A 27,000-nucleotide genomic window follows, 5' to 3' on the forward strand; every position below is an offset into this window, starting at 1 on the left:
GGTGGAACACAGTCTCTGTGGCGAGGGGATTTATCCCCGTTCGGCTGCGCAGCAGTCGTAAAATTTCAGGGCCGCTGCGCGCCCCAACGGGGATAAATCCCCTCGCCACAAATCCGGTTCAAAAGGGGCACAGTTATGAGGTTCAGCCGCGCTGGGTCAGGCCCATTTTCTTGCGACCTTCAGCCGGGGTGAGTACGCGGGCGCCGAGGCGGCTGAGGATTTCTGTGGCGCGTTCGACCAATTGCCCATTGGTCGCCAGCACACCCTTGTCCAGCCACAGGTTGTCCTCCAGCCCGACCCGCACGTTGCCGTCGAGCAGCACCGCTTGCGCCGCCATCGGCATCTGCATCCGGCCAATACCGAAACCCGCCCACACCGCGTCTGCCGGCAGGTTGTCGACCATGGCTTTCATGGTGGTGGTGTCGGCCGGCGCGCCCCAAGGGATGCCCAGGCACAGCTGGAACAGCGGGTTGTCGAGCAAGCCTTCCTTGATCATCTGCTTGGCAAACCACAGATGACCGGTGTCGAAAATTTCCAGCTCGGCTTTCACGCCCAGCTCGGTGATGCGTTTGGCGCCAGCGCGCAGTTGCGCGGGAGTGGAGACGTAAATGGTGTCGCCATCGCCGAAGTTCAGCGTGCCGCAATCCAGCGTGCAGATTTCCGGCAGCAGTTCTTCGACATGTGCGAGGCGGGTCAGCGGGCCGACCAGATCGGTGTTCGGGCCGAACTCCATCGGGTTCTCGCCGGCGCCGATTTCCAGGTCGCCGCCCATGCCGGCAGTCAGGTTGACGATGATGTCGACGTCAGCCTCGCGAATGCGCTCCATGACTTCGCGGTACAGCGCCACGTCGCGGCTGAACTTGCCGGTCTGCAGATCGCGTACATGGCAATGCACAACCGTGGCGCCAGCCTTGGCCGCTTCCACCGCTGCGGCGGCGATCTGTTTCGGGGTGACCGGCACGTGCGGGCTGCGGCCGGTCGTGTCGCCAGCACCGGTGAGTGCGCAGGTGATGATGACGTCGTGGTTCATGAGGCGGTTTCCTTCAGGCGTGTTGGGTCTGTCCGCAGCCCGGCTGGGTCTGCGAAGCGTCGTCAGTCCCCTCTCCCTCCGGGCGGTCCGACGTATCGGGAGGGTTAGGGTGAGGGGCTCTTAAATCGAGGGTTACTTGGTGGTCAGTTGCAGGTTTTCCGCCGCTGGTTTGCCGTCGAAAGTGGTCACGCCTTCGAGCCAGCGCTGCTTGTCCTGCGGGTGATCCTTGAGCCATTGTCTGGCCGACTCAAAGGCGTCCTTGTGATCGAGCAGCGGCTGCATCATCCGGCTCTCGTCTTCGGCGGTGTAGGTCAGGTTGGTCAGCAGGCGTCCGATATTCGGGCATTGCTCGGCGTACTTCGGCGAGGTGACCGTCCACACCGTGGCCATGCCTTCGTTCGGGCCGAGGGCGTCTTCGCTGCCGGTGAGATACGTCATCTGCACGTTGACGTTCATCGGGTGCGGCGCCCAGCCGAAGAACACCACAGCCTCCTTGCGGCGTACCGCGCGATCAACCGCTGCGAGCATGCCGGCTTCGCTGGATTCGACCAGTTGGAATTTGCCGAGGCCGAACTGGTTCTTGGCGATCATCGCCTTGATCTGGGTGTTAGCGCCCGAGCCTGGCTCGATGCCGTAAATCTTGCCGCCGAGTTCTTTTTCAAACTTGGCGATATCGGCAAAAGTCTTCAGGCCCTTGTCGGCCAGATAAGTCGGCACAGCGAGAGTGGCGCGCGCGTCTTTCAGGCTTGGCGCTTCGAGGACTTTGACCTGGTTGGCGTCGACGAACGGGGTGATGGTTTGAGTCATCAGCGGGTTCCAGTAGCCAAGAAACAGATCGAGCCGCTGATCGCGAATTCCGGCGAAGATGATTTGCTGGGACGCGCTGGTTTGTTTGGTGTTGTAGCCGAGGCCGTCGAGCAGAACCTGGGTCATGGCGCTGGTGGCGATCACGTCGGTCCAGTTGACCACGCCCATGCGTACGTTTTTGCACGAGGCGGGTTCGGCGGCGATAACGCTGGCGCTAAAAAACGCGGTACCACTGAGTGCAAGAACACAGCTGCTGATCAGTCGTTTCATGTCGGGTTCCTCGGCAGGTCGTTATTGTGAGTTCCGGCATCTGCGTGCCGGTGATGCAAAGTTACGCAGCCAGTGCGTCGTGCAAACGCACTACGGCGACCGGCAATTGCACTGTAGCGACCTGCACCCTTGAATGCCGCTCGCAACTGGCGTATCAACGTTGCACGCTACCCTCCCTCTCGTTACCCGCGAATCGAGTGCGCGCCATGTCCCAGGATTTCTACTTTCTGTTGCTGCCAGGGTTTTCCGCCATCGGCTTCATCTCCGCCATCGAGCCGCTGCGAGTAGCCAACCGTTTTCGTGGCGAGTTGTATCGCTGGCATGTACTGAGTGCCGACGGCGGGGCGGTGTTGGCGAGCAATGGGATGTCGGTCAACGCCGACGCGGCGCTGGAGCCGTTGAAGAAAGGTGCAACGTTGTTGGTGGTCGCCGGTTTCGAACCGCTGAAATTCGCCACTCCGGCGCTGGAGCATTGGCTGCGGCGACTGGATAACGAAGGCGTGATTCTTGGCGCCATCGACACCGGCAGCTTCGTCCTCGCTGAAGCCGGTTTGCTCGACGGCCATCGCCTGACCCTCCATTGGGAAGCCATCGACGCCTTCAAGGAGTCTTATCCACAGCTCAGCGTCACCCAGGAATTGTTCGAAATCGATCGCCGACGCATCACCTCGGCCGGCGGCACTGCTTCCATCGATTTAATGCTGGATCTGATCGCCCAGGCCCACGGTCCGCAATTGGCCATCGAGGTCAGCGAACAGTTCGTGCTCGGGCGCATCCGACCACGCAAAGACCACCAGCGCATGGAAGTCGCCACGCGCTACGGCATCAGCAACAAGAAACTGGTGCAAGTGATTGGCGAGATGGAGCAACACAGCGAGCCGCCGCTGAGCACCCTGCAACTGGCGGAATCGATCAAGGTCACGCGGCGGCAACTGGAGCGCTTGTTTCGCCTGCATCTGAACGACACGCCGAGCAACTTCTACCTGCGCTTACGCCTGGAGAAGGCCCGGCAATTGTTGCGTCAGACCGATATGAGCGTACTGGAAGTGAGCATCGCCTGCGGGTTTGAATCACCGTCCTACTTCACCCGCAGCTATCGGGCGAAATTTGCCCGCTGCCCACGCGAAGACCGACGAATCGCGCAGGCCTGATTTCGACGTCACCACAAGAACCTGTGGGAACGGGCTTGCCCGCGATGAGGCCGGCACATCCAACATTGATACCGACTGACACACCGCCATCGCGGGCAAGCCCGCTCCCACAGGTTTTAATGTGACGTCGTGATTCGGTTTACTTCTTCACCAACGCCGAGCAAGCAGCCTTGTAAGCCTCATGCTGATACTTGTTCAACGTCCCCGGCAGGTCGAAATTGTGCTTCTTGGCCTGCGCATTGATCGTCTGCGGCGACAGCAACGTCACCTCACAACCATCGAGCAACTGAAACACACCCTCAATCTTGAACGTCGTCGGCCCGCCGGCAAACTCACCCTTCTTGCTGCGCTTCTTGATCGCAATCCGATCAATCGAGTTCTCGCGCACGAACGACGCCACCTGCGCCGCGAAGCGTTTGACGTTGGCCGCTTCGTCATCATCGTCGAGGGCGATTTTCTTGGTGCTCAAGGCGACATGGCTCAAGGTCGAACCGTCGAGCGAGGCCACGGCGATGATCGCTTCACTGCCTTTGATTTCAATGCCGCAGATGTTCATGAGAATCCCTTTTTTGGGTGAAGAGGTGCAGCTTACAGCTCAAGCACTCACTCCTGCCCAATCGACTCCAAAAACTCCGACCGCTCATCACTCATCCTGGCCACGCAGTCATTCTGCGCAATCTTGAATGCCTTGCTGCCGTCCGTCGCCGGGAAGGCTTCGACGGCGCAATCGGCGTCGCGGGTTTTCAGCCATTGTTGCTGGGCGGTTTTGATTTTGGCTGTGATGTCGGCCAGTTGCGTCGGGTTTTTGCCGTAGGCGGTCTGCATGCGCTCGGCCAGGCTTGTGTAGTTTTCCTTGAGCAGGTCTTCGGCGGAGGTGCGGCTGTAGGTCGAGCATTCCAGGGTTTGCACGTCGTTTTCGACCGCGTCACACGGGTTGTTGTCGGACTCTTCGGCAGCGTGTACGCCGGTCGCAATCAGTGTCAGGGCCAGGAAGATCGATTTCATTGAGGTCGCCGCTCTAATCCGGTGATGTATCCAAGATGCGGGAGATTCTGGCCCAAGGAAGCGGGCTTGAACAGGTGGCCGGTCGGGCCGGCTGGCGACCCTTTGTCGCGGATTGACGCTTTCGGCAATTCCCCTGTCGTTTTTGCACCCGGCTGCTGCTGCACCGAGGCATATGCTGGCCCCAAAGCGCCGGCAGACGATTCGGCGCATGGATTGCCAATAAGGGGACGCCTGATGAGCCCAGCCGAATTACACGCCGACAGCATCGTTATCGACGGTCTGATCATTGCCAAATGGAACCGCGAGCTGTTCGAAGACATGCGCAAGGGTGGCCTGACGGCGGCCAACTGCACGGTGTCGGTATGGGAAGGCTTTCAGGCGACGGTCAACAACATCGCCGCCAGCCAGAAGCTGATCCGCGAAAACAGCGACTTGGTGATCCCCGTCCGCACCGTCGCCGACATCCGCAAGGCCAAGGAGCAGGGCAAGACCGGCATCCTCTTCGGCTTCCAGAATGCCCATGCGTTTGAAGACCAGATCGGCTATGTCGAGGTGTTCAAGCAGCTTGGCGTCGGCATCGTGCAGATGTGCTACAACACGCAGAATCTGGTGGGCACCGGTTGTTACGAACGTGACGGCGGCCTGTCGGGCTTCGGTCGCGAGATCGTTGCCGAGATGAACCGCGTCGGCGTCATGTGCGACTTGTCCCACGTCGGTTCCAAGACCTCCGAGGAAGTCATCCTCGAATCGAAAAAACCGGTGTGCTATTCCCACTGCCTGCCGTCGGGACTCAAGGAGCACCCGCGCAACAAGTCTGATGAAGAGCTGAAATTCATTGCCGACCACGGCGGTTTTGTCGGCGTGACCATGTTCGCGCCATTCCTCGCCAAGGGCATCGATTCGACCATCGACGACTACGCCGAAGCCATCGAATATGTGATGAACATCGTTGGCGAAGACGCCATTGGTATCGGCACCGACTTCACCCAGGGGCATGGCCAGGACTTCTTCGAATACCTGACCCACGACAAAGGCTACGCCCGGCGTCTGACCAGCTTCGGCAAGATCATCAACCCGCTGGGCATCCGCACCGTCGGCGAATTCCCCAACCTGACCGAAACCTTGCTCAAGCGCGGCCACTCCGAGCGCGTTGTGCGCAAGATCATGGGCGAAAACTGGGTCAACGTCCTCAAGGACGTCTGGGGCGAGTAACGCTTTCGACAGACCGCCGCCGAACTGCCCCCTCTCCTGCGGGAGAGGGCTGGGGTGAGGGCCGCGGCCACCACTGAACCATCATTTTTCTGGAGTCAAGTTTCCATGGCCAAGATCGCCCCGCAATTGCCAATCGAAGTCGACAGCGAAACCGGTGTCTGGACCTCCGACGCCCTGCCAATGCTCTACGTGCCACGGCATTTCTTCGTCAACAACCACATGGGCATCGAAGAGGTTCTCGGTGCCGACGCCTATGCCGAGATCCTCTACAAGGCCGGCTACAAATCCGCCTGGCACTGGTGTGAAAAAGAAGCTGAATGCCACGGTCTGGAAGGCGTCGCAGTGTTCGAACACTACATGAAGCGCCTGTCGCAGCGCGGCTGGGGTCTGTTCAAAATCCAGGACATCGACCTCGACAAAGGCACCGCCAGCGTCAAGCTCGAACACTCGGCGTTCGTCTACGTGTACGGCAAGGTCGGGCGCAAGGTCGACTACATGTTCACCGGCTGGTTTGCCGGTGCCATGGATCAGATTCTTCAGGCGCGCGGCAGCAACATCCGCACGGTTGCCGAGCAAGTCTACGGTGGCTCCGAAGAAGGCCACGACGACGGCCTGTTCACCGTCAAGCCGTTGTAAGTCGAGGAACCCGCCATGGCTTTCGAAGCAATGTTCCAGCCGATCCAGATCGGCAAACTGACCATCCGCAACCGCGTGCTCAGCACCGCGCACGCCGAGGTCTACGCGACCGACGGCGGCATGACCACCGACCGGTACGTCAAGTATTACGAAGAGAAAGCCAAGGGCGGGATCGGCCTGGCGATTTGCGGCGGTTCGTCCAGTGTGGCCATCGACAGTCCGCAAGGCTGGTGGAAATCAGTCAACCTCGCGGACGACCGGATCATCCCGCACTTCCAGAATCTGGCCGACGCCATGCACAAGCATGGCGCCAAGATCATGATTCAGATTACCCACATGGGCCGCCGTTCGCGTTGGGACGGTGAGCACTGGCCAACTCTGCTGTCGCCGTCGGGCATCCGTGAACCGGTACACCGCGCGACCTGCAAAACCATCGAGCCGGAAGAAATCTGGCGGGTGATCGGCAATTACGCGACTGCCGCTGGCCGCGCCAAGGCCGGTGGTCTGGATGGCGTCGAGCTGTCCGCCGTGCACCAGCACATGATCGACCAATTCTGGAGCCCGCGCGTCAACAAGCGTACCGACGAATGGGGCGGCAGCTTCGAGAACCGCATGCGTTTCGGCCTCGAAGTGCTCAAGGCTGTGCGCAAGGAAGTCGGCGACGATTTCTGCGTCGGGATCCGTCTGTGCGGTGACGAATTCCACCCGGACGGCTTGTCCCACGAGGACATGAAACAGATCGCCAAGTATTACGACGACACCGGCATGCTCGACTTCATCGGCGTGGTCGGTTCGGGCTGCGACACCCACAACACCCTCGCCAACGTTATTCCGAACATGAGTTATCCACCGGAGCCGTTTCTGCATCTGGCTGCGGGGATCAAAGAGGTCGTGAAAGCTCCGGTTCTGCACGCGCAGAACATCAAGGATCCGAATCAGGCCACACGGATTCTCGAGGGCGGTTACGTCGACATGGTCGGCATGACCCGTGCGCACATCGCTGACCCGCACCTGATCGCCAAGATCAAAATGGGCCAGATCGACCAGATCAAGCAGTGCGTCGGCGCCAACTACTGCATCGACCGTCAGTACCAGGGGCTGGATGTGTTGTGCATCCAGAACGCCGCGACTTCCCGCGAATACATGGGCGTGCCGCACATCATCGAGAAATCCACCGGCGTCAAACGCAAAGTGGTGGTGGTCGGTGCCGGTCCGGCCGGGATGGAAGCGGCGCGCGTGTCCGCCGAACGCGGCCACGACGTGACGCTGTTCGAGAAAAAAGAATTTATTGGCGGGCAGATCACTACCGCCTCGAAAGCGCCGCAACGTGACCAGATTGCTGGCATCACGCGCTGGTTCCAACTGGAACTGGCGCGGCTGAAAGTCGATCTGCGTCTGGGCACGGCTGCCGATGTCGCGACGATCATGGACTTGCGTCCGGACGTGGTGGTGCTGGCGGTTGGCGGCCATCCATTCCTTGAGCAGAACGAACACTGGGGCGCCGCCGAAGGGCTAGTGGTCAGCAGCTGGGACGTGCTCGACGGCAAGGTCGCGCCGGGCAAGAACGTGCTGGTCTATGACACGATTTGCGAGTTCACCGGGATGTCGGTTGCCGACTACCTTGCGGACAAGGGCAGCCAGGTCGAGATCGTCACCGACGACATCAAACCGGGCGTGGCTATCGGCGGTACGTCGTTCCCGACCTACTACCGCAGCATGTACCCGAAAGAAGTGATCATGACCGGCGACATGATGCTCGAGAAGGTCTACCGCGAAGGCGACAAACTGATCGCGGTGCTGGAGAACGAATACACCGGCGCCAAAGAAGAACGTGTGGTCGATCAAGTCGTGGTGGAAAACGGCGTGCGTCCGGACGAAGAGCTGTATTACGGGCTCAAGGACGGATCGCGCAACAAAGGCCAGATCGACATCGACGCGCTGTTCGCGATCAAGCCGCAGCCATCGCTGAGCACTACGGGCGACGGTTACTTGCTGTTCCGCATCGGCGACTGCGTGGCGCAGCGCAACACCCACGCCGCGATCTACGACGCCCTGCGCCTGTGCAAGGATTTCTAAAGGCACAACCATCACCTGTGGCGAGGGAGCTTGCTCCCGCTGGGCTGCGCAGCAGCCCCAAAAAACTCAAGTCGAGGTGCATCAGATAAGCACTGGAGACTGTTTTGGGAGTGCTTCGCACTCCAGCGGGAGCAAGCTCCCTCGCCACAAGTAGGTGCTCGCCCTTAGCGGCTTGTACATGACCCCGAAGTCTTTGGGAGCAACACCTATGTTGAACACCCTTCTTCCAATCCTGTTGTTCGCCGCCCTGGGCCTCGCCGTCCTTGGCGCGCTACGGCGGGTGGCCATGTGGCGTCGCGGTCGGGCCTCGAAGGTCGATCTGCTTGGCGGCCTGCTGGCCATGCCCAAGCGCTACATGGTCGATTTGCACCACGTGGTCGCGCGGGACAAATACATTGCTAACACCCACGTCGCCACGGCCGGCGGCGCGGTCGCGTCGCTGGTGATGGCGATTCTGGTGCACGGTTTTGGCCTGCATAACCGCATCCTCGGCTACGCATTGCTGCTGATGTCGGCGGTGATGTTCGTCGGGGCGATCTTCGTTTATCTGCGTCGGCGCAACCCGCCTTCGCGGCTGTCGAAAGGCCCGTGGATGCGCCTGCCGAAAAGCCTGCTGGCCTTCTCGGCGTCGTTCTTTCTGGTGACCTTGCCAGTGGCCGGGATTCTGCCGGAGAACTTCGGCGGCTGGTTGCTGGCGGCGATTCTCGGGGTGGGCGTGCTGTGGGGCGTGTCGGAATTGCTGTTCGGCATGACCTGGGGCGGGCCGATGAAACATGCCTTCGCCGGTGCGTTGCATCTAGCCTGGCACCGTCGCGCCGAGCGCTTTGGCGGCGGCCGTTCCACCGGTTTGAAACCGCTGGATCTCAACGATCCAACCGCACCGCTGGGCGTTGAGAAACCCAAGGATTTCACCTGGAATCAGTTGCTCGGATTCGACGCCTGCGTGCAATGCGGCAAGTGTGAAGCTGCATGCCCGGCGTTTGCCGCCGGCCAGCCACTGAACCCGAAAAAGCTTATCCAGGACATGGTCGTCGGCCTCGCTGGCGGCACTGATGCCAAGTTCGCCGGCAGCCCTTACCCAGGCAAACCCGTGGGCGAGCACAGCGGCCATCCGCATCAACCGATCGTCAACGGTCTGGTCGACGCCGAAACCCTGTGGTCATGCACCACCTGCCGCGCCTGTGTTGAGGAATGCCCGATGATGATCGAGCACGTCGATGCCATCGTCGACATGCGCCGCCACCTCACATTGGAAAAAGGCGCGACGCCGAACAAGGGCGCCGAAGTCCTCGAAAACCTGATCGCCACCGACAACCCCGGCGGTTTCGCACCGGGTGGGCGGATGAACTGGGCAGCAGATCTGAGCCTCACTTTACTCAGCGAAAAGAAAGCCACCGACGTGTTGTTCTGGGTCGGCGACGGCGCGTTCGACATGCGCAACCAGCGCACCTTGCGCGCGTTCGTCAAAGTCCTGAAAGCGGCCAAAGTCGACTTCGCGGTGCTCGGTCTTGAAGAACGTGACAGCGGTGATGTGGCCCGGCGTCTGGGCGATGAAGCGACCTTCCAGTTGCTGGCCAAGCGCAATATTCAGACCCTGGCCAAGTACAGCTTCAACCGCATTGTCACCTGCGATCCTCACAGTTTCCACGTACTGAAAAACGAGTACGGCGCGTTCGACGGCAACTACCTGGTGCAGCACCACAGCACCTACATGGCGGAAATCATCGGTGCAGGCGCGCTGAACCTCGGTCAGCACAAAGGCAGCAGCGTGACCTATCACGATCCGTGCTACCTCGGCCGCTACAACGGCGAATACGAGGCGCCGCGCGAAGTGCTGCGCGCCCTCGGCATCGAAGTGAAAGAGATGCAACGTTCCGGCTTCCGTTCGCGCTGCTGCGGTGGCGGTGGCGGGGCGCCGATCACCGACATTCCGGGCAAGCAGCGGATTCCCGACATGCGCATGGACGACATCCGCGAGACCGGCGCTGAACTGGTGGCCGTGGGTTGTCCACAGTGCACGGCGATGCTCGAAGGCGTGGTCGAACCGCGTCCGTTGATCAAGGACATTGCTGAGCTGGTGGCCGACGCGCTGCTCGAAGATGCCGCCCCGAACAAACCTGCCACCCCCGCCAAACGTGAACCTGCGGAGGCCCACTGATGAGCGACATTATCCGCCGCGACCCGCGCGCTGAATGGATCGCACGCAACCGTCTGCATCCGCTGCATGCGGCGATGCAACCGGCGCAACACAGCTGGATGGGGCCGAACGGCGTGATCCGCAAGAATCTGCACGGCGTCGGTTTTATCGGGCCGAACGGCATCAAGCGGATTGATCGCAGCGGCGCGCAACAGGGCGGGGCGACTAAACGTTCTGCCGCTGTGGAAGTGCAATTGCCGCTGCATCAGGTGCCAGCGCCAGCGTTTTACATCAGCGTGGTGCCGGACATGGTTGGCGGTCGCTTGAGCAGTCATGACCGTGACTTGTTGGGTCTGGCGCATCAATTGGCCGGCAGCGATGGTGCGGTGCTGGCCGTGGTGTTTGGTGAACATAAAGAAAATGCGTTCGCCACCGCAGGCGTTGATCGCTTGCTGGTACTCGAAGGCGAAGAATTCAGCGGTTATGCACCGGAGCAACGTGTGCAGGGGCTGCGGGCTGTGGATAACCAGTTCAGTCCGCGTCACTGGCTGCTGCCAGACAGTCGCAGCGGTGGCGGCGAACTCGGTCGGCGATTTGCTGCGGCACTCGGCGAACGCCCGGCAACGCGTGTATGGCAGGTCAAGGATCAAGAGTGTATCGGCCGCGCGGGCGCCGGTTTACAAGACTTGGCGCGTCCGGTCGCACGACTGATTCTCGCATCCGCCGAATGTGCCGAGCCGGTCAGTGAAACGCGGCATGAAGCGCTGCCGGTAGAGTTATCCACAAGCGTCGCGCGCAGTCTGTCGCGCATTGAAGATCTCGGCGCCGTAGCAGTGGACCCGGCGGCGATTCCCATGGCCGAAGCCGAGTTCATTTTCTCCGGGGGCAATGGTGTTCGTGACTGGGAGCTTTTCCACAGGACTGCCGTAGCGTTGGGCGCTACCGAAGGCGCTTCGCGCGTGGCAGTGGACGACGGCTTCATGGCCCGCGACCGGCAAGTCGGCGCGTCCGGCACCTGGGTCACTGCGCGGGTTTACGTGGCGGTGGGGATTTCCGGGGCGATCCAGCATCTGCAAGGTATCGGCGCCTGCGACAAAGTCGTGGCGATCAACCTTGATCCGGGCTGCGACATGATCAAACGTGCTGACCTCTCGGTCATCGGCGAGAGCGCGGAGATTCTTCAGGCCTTGATCGCGGCAGTAGAGGCTTACCGCAACGAAGCCAAGCGCGATGCGGCTTAAGGAACGCTTATGAACACGAAGATCATCAGTCTGGTTTCAATTGGGGCACACCCGACCTCCGGCCGCCCACGCCGTGCCGAACAGGATGCGCGCGCCGTGGAGCTGGGCTTGCAACTGGCTGGGGATAACTTGCAGGTGCTGCATGCCGGTGATGTTGCGGAACCGGCGTTGCGCGCCTATCTGGGCATGGGCCTTGAGCAAATGCATGTGCTGGAACAGCCGGCGGGCGCGGATGCGTTGCCGGCGTTGACGGCTTATCTGCGCGAGGCTGGTGCTCAGGTGGTGCTGACCGGTAGCCAGGCAGAAACCGGCGAGGGCTCGGGGATGCTGCCGTTTCTGCTCGCCGAAGGGTTGGGCTGGCCGTTGGTGGTGGGATTGGCGCAGGTTGAGTCGATCAGTGAGGGTTCGGCGCTGGTACTGCAAGCGTTGCCGCGCGGGCAGCGACGGCGGTTGAAGGTGAAGCTGCCGTTTCTGGCTACTGTGGATAACGCAGCGCCCAAGCCTCGGCAGAGTGCTTACGGACCGGCGCGGCGTGGGGTTCTGCAGGCTGATGATGTAGAGGTGATGGATGACGAGTTGCTGGCGGTGGCCACGCTGCAACCGGCCAAGCCTCGGCCGAAGCGTCTGAAAGTGATCAAAGCCAAGAGCGGGGCGGACCGGATGAAAGCCGCTACCGCTAAAGCCAGTGGCGGCGGTGGTCAGGTGCTTAAGGGTGTGACTGCGCAGGCAGGCGCCGAAGCCATTCTCAAATTGCTGATCGAAGAAGGCGTTGTCCGCTGAAGAGCCCCTCACCCTAGCCCTCTCCCGGAGGGAGAGGGGACTGACCGAGGTGGATTGGTCGGGTACATCGACCTGCGACTTCGCGGTGGCCTTGGGTTGCCAGGCTTCAATTGCCTTGCTTTAGCCAGTTTAAGGTCGCGGCGAACGCTCAGGTCGATGTACCTCGCAAGTTCACCACCGTAGGCCCCCTCTACCTCTGGGCGGTCCGACGTTTCGGGAGGGCTGGGGTGAGGGCAAGCAGATATCAAACCATCCACAAAGCTAAAAGTACCCACAATCTTTGTTGGCGCTTCTGTGGATAAGATGTTCGCTATTGTCTGAGAGCCATATATAACGTGGCTTTCAGTGTGCTGGTTGAAAAATGAGCAATCCACTCGATCAGCCCTGTAAAACGCGCCAAAGCTCTTAAATCTCAAAGCCTTCAGCACTTTTCCACAGCCCACCAAAAGTTACCCCCGATCTCTGTTGGTGCTTCTGTGGATAACGTGTTCGCTATCCTCTATAAGCCAAGTAGAACGGTGCTCCCAGAGCTTCGATCAAAAAACAATCAATCCACTCGGCAAACCCTGCTTCTGAATAAGTCACGCTTTTTCTACACATATCCACCGATTGATTTGCACGTTACCCACAGTTGTCCCCATTACCTGAGGGTATCTATGTGGATAACTTGTACACCAAACCCTGCAAGCCCCGCTGTATATAGTCCAAACCGCTATTGATCACATTTCATACAGTTCTAAACCCCTGCCTTGACTTAGATCGGACCGCTGTCTTCACTGCAATGGCACAAGGACAGCCGTCACTTATCCACATCTGGTTCACGGAGAACGCGTGATGGATAGCCCGCCACACAGCCCGCCCCCGATTTCCCGTCAGCGCACGTTGCGTCGCGCCGCCAATCAACGCGCCCGCCTCTAGCTGCCCGATCACTTTCACATTGCTGTTCTGCCGCCGCGCATTGCCGGTGGCCAGGTGCTCGTTCGCCCATTGATTGCAGGCAACCGCAGAGTTGCCCTCATCTGCCTGATAGAGGAACTACCTCATGACCCGGATCGCTACGCCCATCAGCGCCATCAAAGAACATTACGACGTGATCGTTATCGGCTCCGGCTATGGCGGCGGCATTGCCGCGTCGCGCCTGTCCCGAGCGGGGAAAAAGGTCTGCCTGCTGGAACGTGGCCGGGAAATTCAGCCCGGCGAATACCCCAACACCATGATCGCGGCCACTGAAGAACTGCAGGTGCACGACCCGGACGGGCATATCGGTTCACGCACCGGATTGTTCGACCTGCACGTCAACGCGCAGCAAAACGTGGTGGTCGGTTGCGGTCTGGGCGGCACGTCGCTGATCAATGCCAACGTCGCGCTGGAACCGGAGCCGGGCGTGTTCGACGATCCGCGCTGGCCGCTGGAGGTGCGCGAACACCGCGACACGCTGCTCAAGGACGGCTACGCCCGCGCCCGGGAAATGCTCAAACCCAATCCATACCCGAGCACTGCGCCAAATCTGCCGAAACTCGATGCCAACAAAAAATCCGCGGACTTCCTCAAGCAAGGCGCGCATTTCTACAAGCCGCCGATCAACGTGACCTTCGACAAACTGCCGAACAACCTCAACCACGTCGGCGTCGAGCAACTGCCGTGCAACCAGTGCGGCGACTGCGTTTCGGGCTGTAACAACAAGGCCAAGAACACCACGCTAATGAATTACCTGCCGGACGCCAGCAACCATGGCGCGGAGATTTTCTGTCAGGCCCAGGTGCGCCATCTGGAGCGCGACGGTAACGGCTGGATCGTGCACTTTCAGTATCTGGACAGCGGCCGCGAGAAATTCGATGCGCCGACGTTGTTCGTCAAAGCCGACATTGTTGTGGTGTCGGCCGGCACCCTCGGCTCCACGGAAATTCTCCTGCGCTCGCGGGACAAAGGCTTGGCGATGTCCGCTCAGCTCGGCGAGAACATGAGCGGCAACGGTGACATCCTCGGCTTCGGCCACAACTGCGAACAGACCATCAACGGCATCGGTTTCGGCGCACACCCGGCCAAGGAACTGCACCCGGTCGGCCCGTGCATCACCTCGGTGATCGACATGCGCACCGAAGGCGACTGGCGCAGTCGCATGGTGATTGAAGAAGGCTCGATCCCCGGCGCGCTTGGTCGGCCAATGGTGCCGGCGATGGCCGGTTTTGCCGAGATGATCGGCGAGCCGACCGACACTAGTTTCAGCGCCAAAGTGAAGTACAAGGCGCGCGAAGCCGAGAGCTTTTTGCGCGGTCCGTATTACGGTGCGCTGCACAACCTGCAGACCTATCTGATCATGAGCCACGACAGTGGCAACGGGCGGATGCTGCTCGACAGCAAGGATCAATTGCGCATCGATTGGCCGGGCGTCGGCGAGCAGGAAAACGTCAAGCTCGGCAACCAGCGTTTGCACCAGAGCACCGAAGCGTTGGGCGGGATCTGGGTGGAAAACCCGATCTGGACCAAGTTGCTCAAGCACAGCATCGTCTCGGTGCATCCGCTCGGCGGTTGCGTGATGGGCGCGGACGCGGTGCAAGGCGTGGTCAACCACAAAGGCCAGGTGTTCAGCGGCGCCAGCGGCACCGATGTGTACGCCAATCTTTACGTGACCGACGGCGCGGTGATCCCGACGTCGCTGGCGGTCAATCCGTTGCTGACCATCTCTGCCGTGAGCGAGCGCAACATGGCTTTGCTCGCCGCTGATCGAGGCTGGGAAATCGATTACACCTTGCCGTCGGCGCCGCGCAAACCGGCAGTGCCACCGACCCTCGGCGTGCAGTTCACCGAGACCATGAAAGGCTATTTCTCCGAGGCATTCACTGGCGCGCAGAGCACCGATCTTAAAGTCTATGAAGCCGCTGCCAAACGCGGTGAGGCGGACAATTCGCCGATCGATTTCACCCTGACCATCACCGCCAACGACCTGAACCGCATGATCAAGGAGCCGGAACACGCCGCAACCATCGTCGGCACGGTCATCGCTCCAGCGTTGTCGCCAGAGCCGCTGACCGCCAGCAACGGCGTGTTCAATCTGTTCGAACAATTCGAGCAGCAGGTCGATACGCGTCACATGAAATACGACATGAAACTGACCGCCGAGGATGGCAGCGACTACTTTTTCAGCGCGTTCAAAACCGTGCCGGAAGACAACGGCGTGCTGAATATCTGGCACGACACCAGCACCCTTTATGTGACGCTGTATCGCGGGCCGGACAAGTCCGGCGAAGTTATCGGCTCGGGGGTGATGCACATCAAACCGACCGATTTCGCCAAACAGATGACCACCATGAAAGTGCTCAACGCGCGCAATGAGCGTGAGCGTATCGAAGGGCTGGCGCGGTTCGGCAAGTTCTTTGCCGGGATTCTCTGGGAGAGTTACGGCGGGGTGTTTGCCGGGGATATCTACTTCAACCCCGACGCACCGCCACGTCTGAAACGGCCGCTGGATGCGCCGACGCCGCACGTGCATTTCTTCCCCACCGAGGACGGCGTCGAGCTGCGGCTGACGCGCTATCAGGCCGGCAGCAAAGGCCCGGTGATGCTGGTGCATGGGCTGGGCGTGGGTTCGAATATCTTCTCCACCGACACCATCCAGACCAATCTGCTGGAATACCTGTGCAAGCACGACTATGACGTGTGGCTGCTGGACTTCCGCGTGAGCATTCTGTTGCCGGCGAGCAAAAAGGAATGCAATGGCGACCAGATCGCCCAGTACGACTTCAAGGCTGCGATCGCGCAGATTCAGCAACAGACGCAGGCCAAAGACGTGCAGTGCGTGGTGCATTGCTACGGCGCGACGACGTTTTTCATGTCGCTGCTGGCCGGCCTGCAAGGTGTGCGTTCGGTGGTGTGTTCGCAGATTGCCGCTGACACGGTGGTGGCAACTGCCACGGGCCTGAAGGCCGGTTTGCACCTGCCGGGCATGCTCGATGCGATTGGCGTGAAGTCGATGACCGCTTACGCCGATAGCAAGGAAAACTGGTTCAACAAGCTCTACGACAAGGCCCTCAACGGCTACGCTCGAATCGAGGCGCAGGGCTATTGCACCAACCCGGTGTGCCACCGCATCACCTTCATGTACGCCTCGCTGTACCGCCACGACACCCTGAATGAAACCCTGCACGACAACCTGCACGAGTTGTTCGGCGAGTCGAACATTCAGACTTTCGAGCACCTGGCGCTGATCGTGCGCAAAGGCCATTTGGTGGATTTCAAAGGGCAGGATGTGTACATGCCGCACTTCGAGCGGTTGAGCATGCCGATCTGCTTTATCAGCGGCGCCGATAACCAGTGCTATCTGCCGGAAAGCACGCTGAAGACTTACCAGCGCGTCTGCGATGTCCATGGACCGGAGCGCTACAGCCGGCACGTGGTGCCGGGCTACGGGCATATCGACTGCATGTTCGGCAAGAACGCAGTGGTCGACGTGTATCCGATCATCCTTGAACACCTGGAGAAAACGGCCCTCGGCTGATCTCGGACCGAGTCGACTGCATCGCTGGCAAGCCAGCTCCCACATTGGATGGTGCCAGGCACAAATCCTGTGAACACCTCTAGACCTGTGGGAGCTGGCTTGCCAGCGATAGCAATCTTTCAGGCGCTGCATCTCTAAGGACAAGGACAATATGGACAGCTACATCCGCTGGTTTCAACGCTTCATCTGGATCGGCATCGCCATGAACATGGTGTTCGCGATCCCTGCGCTGTTCGCGCCGGGGTTGCTCACATCGGTGGTCGGCCTGCCGCCGCAACTCTCCGATCCGTGGCTGGAAAACGCCGGGATGCTGCTGGTAGGCATCAGCGTGTTGTACATGCCGTCAGGCTTAAACGCGCCGCGCTATGTGGTGCATTCCTGGCTGTGTGTGCTGACGCGGTTGATCGCCGTGGCGTTCTGGATCTATCTGATCAACACCAGCAATCAGGGCTCGGTATTCGTGCCGATGTTGATGGGTGATCTGAGCTTTTTCCTGATCCTCGGCATCCTCCTGTACCTGGGCAACACACCGGCCAATCGGCCCGTGGCGCTGCTGTGTGACGGCTGGCGTGAATGGCGCGCCGGTTGGGCGCGGCGCTGGCAGAGCCATGCGTTCAAGGTTGGCACTCTGGTCGTGGTTCTGTTGCTGGGCTTCATCGGCTACCAGACCTGGTATCAGATGCTGCGCGTGGTGCCGGAACAGCAATACGCCTCCGACGAAGACCACTACAAATACGCCGCCATCGGTCTCGGTATCGAGGCGCGAATCCCGTATTACCTGTTCGCTGTGCTGCCGCAGATGTGCCCGGAAAAAATGCCCAAACCCGGTGGCTGGGAAGTCTTCGGCTTCCTGTTCGAGAATGGCAAGGACCTGCCAATCGGCATGGCCAAGCGACAGATCGGTTACCCCTCGGTCGAGCCGAACTGCGCGTTGTGCCACACCGGTTCCTATCGTGCGAATGCCAGCGACGTCGCGGTGAATGTCGCCAGTGCACCGGCCAACACCCTGCAACTGCAAGCCTTCCAGTGGTTCGCCTACGATTGCGCCAGCGATCCGAAATTCACCACTGACGCACTCATGACCGCGATCAATGCCAAATTCCAGTTGGGCTTTTTCGAGCGCCTCTACAACCGCTACCTGATCATGCCGATGGCGAAAAGTGCGCTGCTCAAACAGAAGCAAGCCTACGCCTGGCAGAAGCTGCGCCCACAACAGGGCCCGGGGCGTACCGACACCTTCAACCCGACGAAAATGGTGGTGTTCGGCTTCCCGGATGACTCGACCATCGGCACCGTCGATCTGCCGCAAGTGTGGAACCAGAAACCCCGCGAATCGATGTACCTGCACTGGGACGGCAATAACAACAAGATCCACGAACGCAATTACGCCGCCGCGATGGCCGTCGGTGCAACGTCGGAATCAGTGCTGCCGCCGAGCTTCAACCGTGTGACCAACTGGCTGCTTGGGCGCAAACCGCCGGCGTGGCCGTGGGCGCTGGATCAAGCCAAAGTCGCGCAGGGCAAACCGATCTGGGAAAGCAACTGCGCCGGTTGTCACGACTTCGGCCGTGCCGACACCGGACAAGTGACCACTAACATCGATCAGTTGGGCACCGATCCGCATCGGCTCAACTCATTCACTACCGGGCTGGTCGCCGCGTTCCACAGCTTCAAGAAGCCACCGTTCGACTTCGGCGCGTATCGCAAAACCCAGAGCTACAGCAACACACCCACCGACGGTATCTGGCTGCGCGCGCCGTACCTGCACAACGGCTCGGTGCCGACCCTGTGGGACTTGCTGCAAACACCGGACAAACGCCCGCAGGCGTTCATCACCGGTTCGGACATCTACGACCCGGTCAACGTCGGTTTCGTCAGCAGCGGCGCCCAGGCGAAAGCCTCGGCCGACTTCAACTACGACACGCGCCAAGAGGGCAACCACAACAGCGGTCACCTGTACGGCACGCAATTGTCGGACGTCGACAAGCGCGCACTGATCGAATTCATGAAAACCCTGTGAACCCTTACGGATAGAGGAATACGCCATGTCACTGGTCAGTCATTGGGAACACGAATACGACAAGGTCAAACTGCGGCTGCACGGCTTGTTCACGCGCATGGAAATGGCCTGGATGAAGCTCATCAGCGAACTCGAACCGGAGGAGTTCAAGGCGATCATCAGTTTGCTGCAGCGCGGTCACGATCAGGCTCACTACGTGCTCAAACATGGCGAGTTGCCCGACGACGAGCCAAGCGTGCCGTGGGAACTGGCCCACGGCTTGTCGATCCTGCGCATCGGCAATGCCACGCCGTTGCCGCAATCTACCGCCGAGTTGCAAACCCGCGTGCTCAAGGACGGCAGTCTGCTCGGTTGTCGCAAGTGGGAGTTGCTTGATCTGCTGTGGAGCGAAGCGCTGCTGAAGTGGATCGAAAACCTGCGTCACCACGCGACTTTCGGCACCGATCCGGTGCTGGTGAAAATGGATCGCGAAGTGACGCTGGCCATCGCCGGAGATTGGGGCACCGGCCCGTTCGACAGCCATGCGCCAGCGGTCTCGGTGGCCAATCAGATGCAACTGGCCCAAGCCGATTTCACCGTGCATCTGGGGGATGTGTATTACGCCGGTAGCCATTCCCAGGAAGATGTCGACATGGCCGGTTGGCCGATGGGCACCCATGGCTCGTTCACCCTCAATTCCAACCACGAGATGTACAGCGGCGCCCACGGCTATTTCAAGGAATTGGCCAAGCGTTTTCCGGGGCAACAGGGCACCAGTTACTTTGCGTTGTACAACGATGACTGGCTGGTGGTCGGACTGGATTCGGCCTATGCCTCTGACGCCTTGAATCTGTACATGGATGGCACGCTGAACGAACCGCAGATCGAGTGGATGAAGGGGTTGCCGAAGCGCAAAAAAATCATGGTGCTCAGCCACCATCAGGGCTTCGACATTTCCGGGCACAACAAGACTGCGCTGTACCAACCGGTGTGCGATGCGCTGGGGCGTGAGCCGGATTATTGGTATTGGGGGCATTTGCATAACGGCATTGTTTACGCGCAGCAGGGCGGACTGCAGGCACGCTGTGCCGGGCATGGGGCGATTCCCTACGGCAACGCCAGTGAACTGGACGGGCATTTGCGGGTGTTGTGGTCGGAGACGCAAAGTGCGCAGGACCCGGCGTATCCGGATCGGGTGTTGAATGGGTATGTGAAAGTTCGGCTGGTCGGAGAAAATATCATTGAGGAGTTTATCGCCGAGAACGGAGAAGTTCGTTGGCGATCTAACTAATGTGTTTAACCCAAGTGCGCCGATCAAGGCGCACTTTTTATTGTTCAAATTGATAACAATATTCTGAAGTGTATTTTCGATATACGTCTTGTTTAATTTTTCGGTTAATAAGTTGCCAGCGGTAATTCGATTGCTGGAACTTGTATCATGGAAGATTGAATGATGTACGCGATCAAAAATACTGCATTAGCGCTGGGGCTGTTGAGTGCTCAGCTTACTTCTTTGTCGTTGTCCGCGGCTGAAACAGCTCCGGGCATCAATAACTTCAAAAAACCGTTTAACGAATACTCGTGGGTGACGGCGCACAACGGTTATCTGGATGACATGCGTACTCAGCTCAACCGGGGCGTTCGTGGTTTCATGCTGGACTTGCACCCCGGCACTTCGGGCGGCGAGGCGGATGCTTATCTGTGCCATACCCCTAAAGACCCGGGTGCTTGCAATATCGGTACTAATACCAAGTTTGCCGATGCGTTGAACAATGTGTTTCTGCCGTTCCTGCGCAGTAATCCCAACGCCGTGGTGACACTGTTGCTGGAGACTCGCGTGGAGAAGGCCAGCATGACTCGCGCGATCAGCCAGGTGCCTGGGTTAGCTGACTGGGTATTCGACCCGGCGGCCTATAGCAATTCGGCGTCCTGGCCGACGCTGGAACAAATCATCGGCAGTGGCAAGCGCCTGGTGATCCTTACCGACAGGCACGACGGCGTGTATCCGGTCAATGGCAAGAGCGTCAATGTACTGCTCGATAACAAATGGGAAAGCCAGAACTACTGGGATTTGGGCATTACTTCGCTCAAGCATGAATGGAGCTGCCCGTCGCGCTGGACGAATTACTATCCGACTGTAGATGCAGTCGGATTCAAAAATTGGCCGCGACTGTTTGTGATGAATCAATTTCACGCATGGGGGGCAACCGCAGCGCACGCGGGTACTACGGATAACAATCTGACGTGGCTGGAACGGCGAGTGGACAACCACTGTGCGAGCGCATTAGGCAAACGCACTGCACCAAGCTTTATGACGATTGATTTCAATCAGACGGGGGACGCCTTTCCCTACGCTGCTGCCCTGACTCAGGGTGGCTTCTACTTCTATGAAAAAAGCCATGTGGACCAGACAGGTGACACTGTCTGCGTGGTTCCGGCGGGCCAGGATCTTGACTTCAGCTTGCCGGGGCGGGGCTGTGAAAGAGATGAGTCGCGTTCTCTGCAACTGCGTGGAGTTGCCAAGGGTACGCGCCTCAGCCTGTACGACTCGCCCGGTGGCAGCGCCAGTGATGACTACACTTTTGTTGATGTAAAACGCGACATTGGTATTAACGAGTCAGTAAAACTTGGCAGCTTCGAGGCCAACTTTGAAAATGCCGATATCAAGGTCACACATATTCACAATAACGGTCTGGATGGAAAGGTTTCGCGTATCTCGGTGGGGAAAACACCAGCGCCGGGAGACTTTCGCGATGCGAGTGTTGTGCTTTATGAAGGTAATTCGGCCACCCAGAATATTATTTGCACCGTGACGCTGGCTAATACTCACACGTTCAATTTTGGCGGCAGCTGTAAAAATGATGACGCGCGCTCCGCGAAAATCGTAAAGGCCAAGGCCGGCACCAGTTTTATGGTGTACGGCAATAAGAATGTGAATGAAAACCAGGGTTATGCCCGGATAGACGTTTTAAGTGACATCACCACCCCTGTGATAGTGGCCAGCTTCGAACGCAACCACAACGGTGGTGCTTACCGCATCATTCGTGGTGGCCCGAGCAGCCAGTTGGATGGCAAGGTTTCCAGCATGCGAGTCATGGCGCCGTAAGGCATGGAAATGCAAAACCCGCAGCGTCAAATGACGTCTGCGGGTTTTTTTGCCCTGTGGGTCGGTTCAGCCCTGAACAGGAACGCCTTTCAGGTAGGGCGCAGGCTCTGCCCCAAGATTGCTCAGCAACCGCTCGCTGTACCAGTCGACGAAATTCACCACGCCAAATTCATAGGTCTTCGAGTACGGCCCCGGCTGGTAGGCGGTGGAGTTGATGCCGCGCTGGTTTTCTTCGGCCAGACGGCGGTCCTGATCGTTGGTGGCGTCCCACACCTGGCGCATGCGTTCGACGTCGTAATCCACACCTTCGACCGCGTCCTTGTGCACGATCCATTTGGTGGTGACCATGGTTTCCTGCGCACTGATCGGCCACACGGTGAAGACGATGATGTGATCGCCCATGCAGTGGTTCCACGAGTGCGGCAGATGCAGGATGCGCATCGAACCGAGGTCCGGGTTCTTGATCCGCCCCATCAGTTTGGCGCAACCCTGTTTGCCGTCGAGGGTCATCGACACGGTGCCCTTGAGCAGCGGCATGCGCACGATGCGGTTGCGCAGGCCGAAACTGGCGTGGGCGTAAGGGATCTTCTCGGCTTCCCAGGAAGCGGCAGAGGCGGCGACGTGATCCTTGAACGCCTGATCAGCGCGCGGGTCGGTGACGTCGTCCCATTCGAGCAGGGTCTTGAGCAATTCCGGGTGCGACGCGTTGCAGTGGTAGCACTCGCGGTTGTTTTCCAGCACCAGTTTCCAGTTGGCCTTTTCCATCAAGGTGGTGGTGATCGCCACCTTGGTGTTCTCCATGTCGTACGGTTCCATGTAGTGGTTCAGCGTCGACAGGAAGTCATCGATGGCCGGTGGATTCTCGGCCAGGCTGATGAAGATGTAGCCGCCGGCGGTCTTCACGTTCACCGGTTTCAGGCCGTATTGCTTCATGTCAAAGTCGGCGCCCATTTCGGTGCCGGCGAACAGCAGGCGACCGTCCAGCTCATACGTCCACTGGTGGTAATGGCAGACCAGTTTGGCGACCTTGCCTTTCTCGCTGGTGCACAGGCGCGAGCCACGGTGCCGGCAGACGTTGTGGAACGCATGCACCACGCCCTCGGCGCCGCGAATCACGATGATCGGATTCTTGCCGATCTGCAGCGTCAGGTAGTTGCCTTTGGCCGGGATCTCGCAGGTCATGCCGGCGATCAGCCATTCTTTCTGGAAGATCTCCTGCATGTCGATATCGAACAGGCGCTCGTCACTGTAGAACGGCTGCGGCAGCGAAAAGGTGCGCTCACGCTCTTGCAGCATCTGTGCGGTGGCCTTGCGTGCGGGTTCCAGCGGATCGCCCAGGCTGATTTTTGCGGTGTCCATCGATGTGATCCTCAAGGCCATTCTGTGTGGCCGGCGAAAGTGGCTGATCAGAGCTGCAACGCAAGGTGTAAAGAATCTGTTTTGTCTGGAGCCGAGTGTGGGGCCGGCGCGGGCGCGAACCTTATCCATGGGCGACATGATGCAATCTGTTCCCGACGCGCAACCCCCGGTGGCTGGGGGCTGGTCGCGATAAGTATGTCAATGTCGCGGATAGGTAAACGGGCCGTCTGCGCTATACGCAGAATCGCCACATGAAGGCCGACAGTCGGCCGTGGAGAACAGCATGTCCAACAGCTTCCTGAATCCGGTCACCACACAGACCTGGGCCAATGGCCGACACATCGTCCGTTGCGTCAAAGTCATCCAGGAAACCTGGGACGTGCGCACCTTCTGTTTCATGGCCGATCAGCCGATTCTGTTCTTCTTCAAGCCGGGGCAGTTCGTCACCCTCGAGCTGGAAATCGAAGGCCAGCCGATCATGCGTTCCTACACTATTTCCAGTTCACCGTCGGTGCCGTACAGCTTTTCGGTGACCATCAAGCGGGTGCCGGGCGGCAAGGTGTCCAACTGGCTGCACGACACGCTGCATGAAGGCCAGGAGCTGGCAGTGCACGGGCCGGTCGGGCTGTTCAACGCGATGGACTTCCCCAGTCCGAAAGTCCTCTACCTGAGCGGCGGCGTGGGCATCACCCCGTGCATGTCGATGGCGCGCTGGTTCTACGACACCAACGCGAACGTCGACATGACCTTTGTCCACAGCGCGCGCTCACCGAAAGACATCATTTACCACCGCGAGCTGGAGCACATGGCGTCGCGGATCGACAACTTCAGCCTGCACCTGATCTGCGAGAAGCACGGTCTGGGCGAGCCTTGGGCTGGTTATCGCGGTTATCTGAATCACAAGATGCTCGAACTGATGGTGCCGGACTTCCTTGAGCGTGAAGTGTTCTGCTGCGGGCCGACGCCTTACATGACAGCGGTCAAGCGTCTGCTGGAAAACGCCGGCTATGACATGAAGCGTTATCACGAGGAATCCTTCGGCGCGACACCGCCAGAGGCGCGTGCCGATGCGGTGGAGCAGGCGGAGCAGGCTGCTGACGCACCCGAAGTACCGACGGCGGATCTGCACTTGGTCGAGTTCACCTCTTCAGACAAGAGCATTCGGGTGGCACCGGGTGAGACGGTGCATGCGGCGGCTGCGAAAGTTGGGTTAATGATTCCCAAGGCTTGCGGGATGGGGATTTGCGGGACGTGCAAGGTGCTCAAGCTTGGGGGCGAGGTGGAGATGGAGCATAACGGCGGGATTACTGAGGATGATGAGGCTGAGGGGTACATTCTTTCTTGCTGCAGTGTGCCTAAAGGGGATGTGCGGATCGATTTCTGACCGGAGGTGAGGCTAACTCCTGCGCCAGGCTCACCCCTCACCCCAGCCCTCTCCCGAGGGAGAGGGAGCCGATCTGTATGCTTTTCAGATCCTGAGTTCGACTCGGTATTTCACGTCGGGGTACCTCAAATAAACACCTCGGTCAGTTCCCTCTCCCTCTGGGAGAGGGTTAGGGTGAGGGGTTTTTTCAGTCGATGAACAGATCCGGCATTAGTGCCGCCTCGCTTTCCCGTTCAAAGCGGTAATGATCGAACTCGGTCGCACCGTCTTCCCGCAGGATTTCTTCATCAATCAACAACCGCCCGGTAATCCCACGCCCGGTGCTATTCAAAACCACATAAGCCGCATCCGCCATAATCTGCGGCGTGCGCGCGTGTTTGAACGACTCTCTATTCCCCAACTGAAATTCGATCGCCGCCGTGGCAATCATCGTCTGCGGCCACAGCGAATTGACGCTGATCCCGTAATTGGCAAATTCCTCACTCATCCCCAGCGTGAGCATGCTCATGCCGTACTTGGTGACCGTGTAAGGGCTGTACTGCGCAAACCATTTGCTCGCCAGATTTAGCGGTGGCGACAGGTTGAGAATGTGCCCGGCGGATTTCTTCAAATAGGGCAGGGCGGCTTGACTGCACAGCAACACCGCGCGGGTGTTGATCTGGTGCATCAGGTCGAAGCGCTTGAGTTCGATGTGCTGCACACCCGTCAGTTTGATCGCCCCGGCATTGTTCACCAGTGCATCGATCGCGCCGAAATGTTCATTGGCTTGCGCCAGCGCCTTTCGCACTGCGTCTTCATCGCGTACATCGAGTTGCAGCGCCAGGGCTTTGCCGCCAGCGACTTCGACTTCTGCAGCCACGCTGTGAATGGTGCCGGGCAACTTGGGGTGCGGCTCGGCACTTTTGGCCGCTATCACGATATTCGCGCCGTCCCTGGCGGCACGCAGCGCAATCTCACGGCCGATGCCACGGCTGGCGCCGGTGATGAACAGGGTTTTGCCTTTTAGCGACATGCCGATGCTCCTGCTTATTGTTCTGTGAGCGGAGGGCTCGACAGACAATGTAGACCAAGAGGCTGACGCGGCAGGAATGGCTGTGTTTTTGTGGCGAGGGGATTTTGTGGCGAGGGGATTTATCCCCGTTGGGCTGCGAAGCGGCCCCAAATCCAGAGAACGCGGTTTTGTCAGGAAATACCGCGTTCTCTGGTTTTACGACGGCTTCGCCGCCGAACGGGGATAAATCCCCTCGCCACAGGGGATCAGCGTTAGGCGGACATGACTTCGCGGATATCACGCGCCAGTTCGCGTACGCGTTCTTCTTCGGTGTCCCACGAGCACATGAAGCGCGCGCCGCCCTTGCCGATGAAGGTGTAGAAGCGCCAGCCGCGTGCGGTCAGGGCGGCGATGGCCGGTTCCGAGAGTTGCAGGAACACGCCGTTGGCCTGTACCGGGAACATCAGTTCGACGCCCGGAATGTCGCTGACCAGTTCGGCCAGCAATTGCGCGCAGTGGTTGGCGTGGCGCGCGTATTTGAGCCAGGCGTCGTTTTCGAGGATGCCAACCCACGGTGCCGACAGAAAGCGCATCTTCGACGCCAGTTGCCCGGCCTGTTTGCAGCGGTAATCGAAGTCTTCCGCCAGTTTATGGTTGAAGAACAGAATCGCCTCACCGACCGCCATGCCGTTTTTCGTGCCGCCGAAGCACAGCACGTCGACACCGGCCTTCCACGTCAGATCGGCAGGCGAGCAGCCGAGGAAGGCGCAGGCGTTGGAGAAGCGTGCGCCGTCCATGTGCAGGTTCAGGCCCAGCTCTTTGCAGGTGGCGCTGATGGCGCGGATTTCTTCAGGGGTGTAGACGCTGCCGACTTCGGTGGCCTGGGTCAGGGTCACCACGCGCGGTTTCGGGTAGTGAATGTCCTGGCGCTTGAGCGCGACTTCGCGGATCGAGGCCGGGGTGATCTTGCCGTTTTCAGTGCCGGCGATCAGCAGTTTGGAGCCGTTGGAGAAGAATTCCGGCGCGCCGCATTCGTCGGTTTCGACGTGGGCGGTTTCCGAGCAGATCACGCTGTGGTAACTCTGGCACAGCGACGACAGGGCCAGCGAGTTGGCGGCGGTGCCGTTGAAGGCGAAGAACACTTCGCAGTCGGTATCGAACAGTTTGCGGAAATCATCCGAGGCGCGTGCGGTCCATTCATCGTCGCCATAAGCGCGTTGGTGGCCGTGGTTGGCCTGTTCCATGGCGGCCCAGGCTTCCGGGCAGATACCCGAATAGTTGTCGCTGGCGAATTGTTGGCTCTTGTCGGTCATGGCCGGCT

At 59.6% G+C, this 27,000-nt stretch carries 19 protein-coding genes; 12 read left to right on the top strand and 7 right to left on the bottom strand.

All coding sequences use genetic code 11. The features are described 5' to 3' along the window. Positions 1-142: 142 nt before the first annotated feature. Together ACP7EE_RS20345 and ACP7EE_RS20350 are read right to left on the bottom strand one after the other, a co-directional pair. Positions 143-1,030, bottom strand: coding sequence for a 3-keto-5-aminohexanoate cleavage protein (locus ACP7EE_RS20345; RefSeq protein WP_426236241.1), 888 nt, complete (start codon positions 1,028-1,030; stop codon positions 143-145). A 132-nt stretch (positions 1,031-1,162) separates the two neighbouring features. Further along, positions 1,163-2,107, bottom strand: a complete 945-nt coding sequence (locus ACP7EE_RS20350) for a choline ABC transporter substrate-binding protein (protein WP_420647286.1) — start codon at positions 2,105-2,107, stop codon at positions 1,163-1,165. 206 nt (positions 2,108-2,313) lie between these two features. Here ACP7EE_RS20350 and ACP7EE_RS20355 point away from each other — a divergent pair, with 206 nt between their 5' ends. After that, positions 2,314-3,258 (top strand): GlxA family transcriptional regulator, encoded by a 945-nt coding sequence (locus tag ACP7EE_RS20355; RefSeq protein WP_426236243.1) that lies wholly within the window; start codon positions 2,314-2,316, stop codon positions 3,256-3,258. A 139-nt stretch (positions 3,259-3,397) separates the two neighbouring features. Here ACP7EE_RS20355 and ACP7EE_RS20360 read toward each other — a convergent pair whose 3' ends face one another. Both ACP7EE_RS20360 and ACP7EE_RS20365 read right to left on the bottom strand, forming a co-directional pair. Further along, positions 3,398-3,814 (bottom strand): DUF3010 family protein, encoded by a 417-nt coding sequence (locus ACP7EE_RS20360; RefSeq protein ID WP_426205701.1) that lies wholly within the window; start codon positions 3,812-3,814, stop codon positions 3,398-3,400. A gap of 47 nt (positions 3,815-3,861) precedes the next feature. Then, entirely contained in the window at positions 3,862-4,263 is a 402-nt protein-coding gene (locus tag ACP7EE_RS20365; protein ID WP_426236245.1) for a lysozyme inhibitor LprI family protein, read from the bottom strand. 234 nt (positions 4,264-4,497) lie between these two features. Between ACP7EE_RS20365 and ACP7EE_RS20370 the strand changes: the two genes are divergently transcribed. From ACP7EE_RS20370 to ACP7EE_RS20415, 10 genes are all read left to right on the top strand, one after another. Continuing rightward, a complete protein-coding gene (locus ACP7EE_RS20370; protein WP_426236247.1) occupies positions 4,498-5,475 on the top strand; it encodes a dipeptidase in 978 nt (325 codons plus the stop codon). 105 nt (positions 5,476-5,580) lie between these two features. Next, positions 5,581-6,111 carry a DUF5943 domain-containing protein gene (locus tag ACP7EE_RS20375; protein WP_003194877.1) on the top strand — a complete coding sequence of 177 codons (531 nt, stop codon included), beginning with the start codon at positions 5,581-5,583 and terminating at the stop codon, positions 6,109-6,111. Between the two features lie 15 nt (positions 6,112-6,126). Further along, positions 6,127-8,187: a dimethylglycine demethylation protein DgcA gene (dgcA, locus tag ACP7EE_RS20380; protein WP_426236249.1), complete on the top strand. Its 2,061-nt coding sequence runs from the start codon at positions 6,127-6,129 to the stop codon at positions 8,185-8,187. A 208-nt stretch (positions 8,188-8,395) separates the two neighbouring features. Continuing rightward, positions 8,396-10,345, top strand: coding sequence for a dimethylglycine demethylation protein DgcB (gene dgcB / locus ACP7EE_RS20385; protein ID WP_426236251.1), 1,950 nt, complete (start codon positions 8,396-8,398; stop codon positions 10,343-10,345). Continuing rightward, a complete protein-coding gene (locus ACP7EE_RS20390) occupies positions 10,345-11,565 on the top strand; it encodes an electron transfer flavoprotein subunit alpha/FixB family protein (protein WP_426236253.1) in 1,221 nt (406 codons plus the stop codon). The genes dgcB and ACP7EE_RS20390 overlap by 1 nt, the downstream gene beginning before the upstream one ends. Positions 11,566-11,574: 9 nt before the next feature. Next, on the top strand, positions 11,575-12,345 hold the full coding sequence (locus tag ACP7EE_RS20395) for an electron transfer flavoprotein subunit beta (RefSeq protein WP_426236255.1): 771 nt from the start codon (positions 11,575-11,577) through the stop codon (positions 12,343-12,345). A gap of 1,042 nt (positions 12,346-13,387) precedes the next feature. Next, entirely contained in the window at positions 13,388-16,840 is a 3,453-nt protein-coding gene (locus ACP7EE_RS20400; protein WP_426236257.1) for a GMC family oxidoreductase N-terminal domain-containing protein, read from the top strand. Between the two features lie 151 nt (positions 16,841-16,991). Next, positions 16,992-18,860, top strand: coding sequence for a hypothetical protein (locus ACP7EE_RS20405; RefSeq protein ID WP_426236259.1), 1,869 nt, complete (start codon positions 16,992-16,994; stop codon positions 18,858-18,860). A 25-nt stretch (positions 18,861-18,885) separates the two neighbouring features. Continuing rightward, positions 18,886-20,130: a metallophosphoesterase family protein gene (locus tag ACP7EE_RS20410; protein WP_426236261.1), complete on the top strand. Its 1,245-nt coding sequence runs from the start codon at positions 18,886-18,888 to the stop codon at positions 20,128-20,130. A gap of 159 nt (positions 20,131-20,289) precedes the next feature. Continuing rightward, positions 20,290-21,945: a hypothetical protein gene (locus tag ACP7EE_RS20415; protein WP_426205692.1), complete on the top strand. Its 1,656-nt coding sequence runs from the start codon at positions 20,290-20,292 to the stop codon at positions 21,943-21,945. A gap of 66 nt (positions 21,946-22,011) precedes the next feature. On the opposite strand, the gene gbcA is transcribed toward ACP7EE_RS20415, so the two are convergent. Then, complete coding sequence (gbcA, locus tag ACP7EE_RS20420; RefSeq protein WP_426205691.1) at positions 22,012-23,304, bottom strand: glycine-betaine demethylase subunit GbcA; 1,293 nt, start codon at positions 23,302-23,304, stop codon at positions 22,012-22,014. A 283-nt stretch (positions 23,305-23,587) separates the two neighbouring features. Between gbcA and gbcB the strand changes: the two genes are divergently transcribed. After that, positions 23,588-24,688, top strand: coding sequence for a glycine-betaine demethylase subunit GbcB (gene gbcB, locus ACP7EE_RS20425; RefSeq protein WP_426205690.1), 1,101 nt, complete (start codon positions 23,588-23,590; stop codon positions 24,686-24,688). A gap of 187 nt (positions 24,689-24,875) precedes the next feature. On the opposite strand, the gene ACP7EE_RS20430 is transcribed toward gbcB, so the two are convergent. Continuing rightward, positions 24,876-25,700 (bottom strand): SDR family oxidoreductase, encoded by an 825-nt coding sequence (locus ACP7EE_RS20430; protein WP_426236263.1) that lies wholly within the window; start codon positions 25,698-25,700, stop codon positions 24,876-24,878. Between the two features lie 251 nt (positions 25,701-25,951). Beyond that, positions 25,952-26,992: a low specificity L-threonine aldolase gene (locus ACP7EE_RS20435; RefSeq protein ID WP_420647272.1), complete on the bottom strand. Its 1,041-nt coding sequence runs from the start codon at positions 26,990-26,992 to the stop codon at positions 25,952-25,954. Between the last annotated feature and the right edge of the window lie 8 nt (positions 26,993-27,000).

It is taken from the genome of Pseudomonas sp. TWP3-2 (genome assembly GCF_049897765.1).
GTDB lineage: Bacteria > Pseudomonadota > Gammaproteobacteria > Pseudomonadales > Pseudomonadaceae > Aquipseudomonas.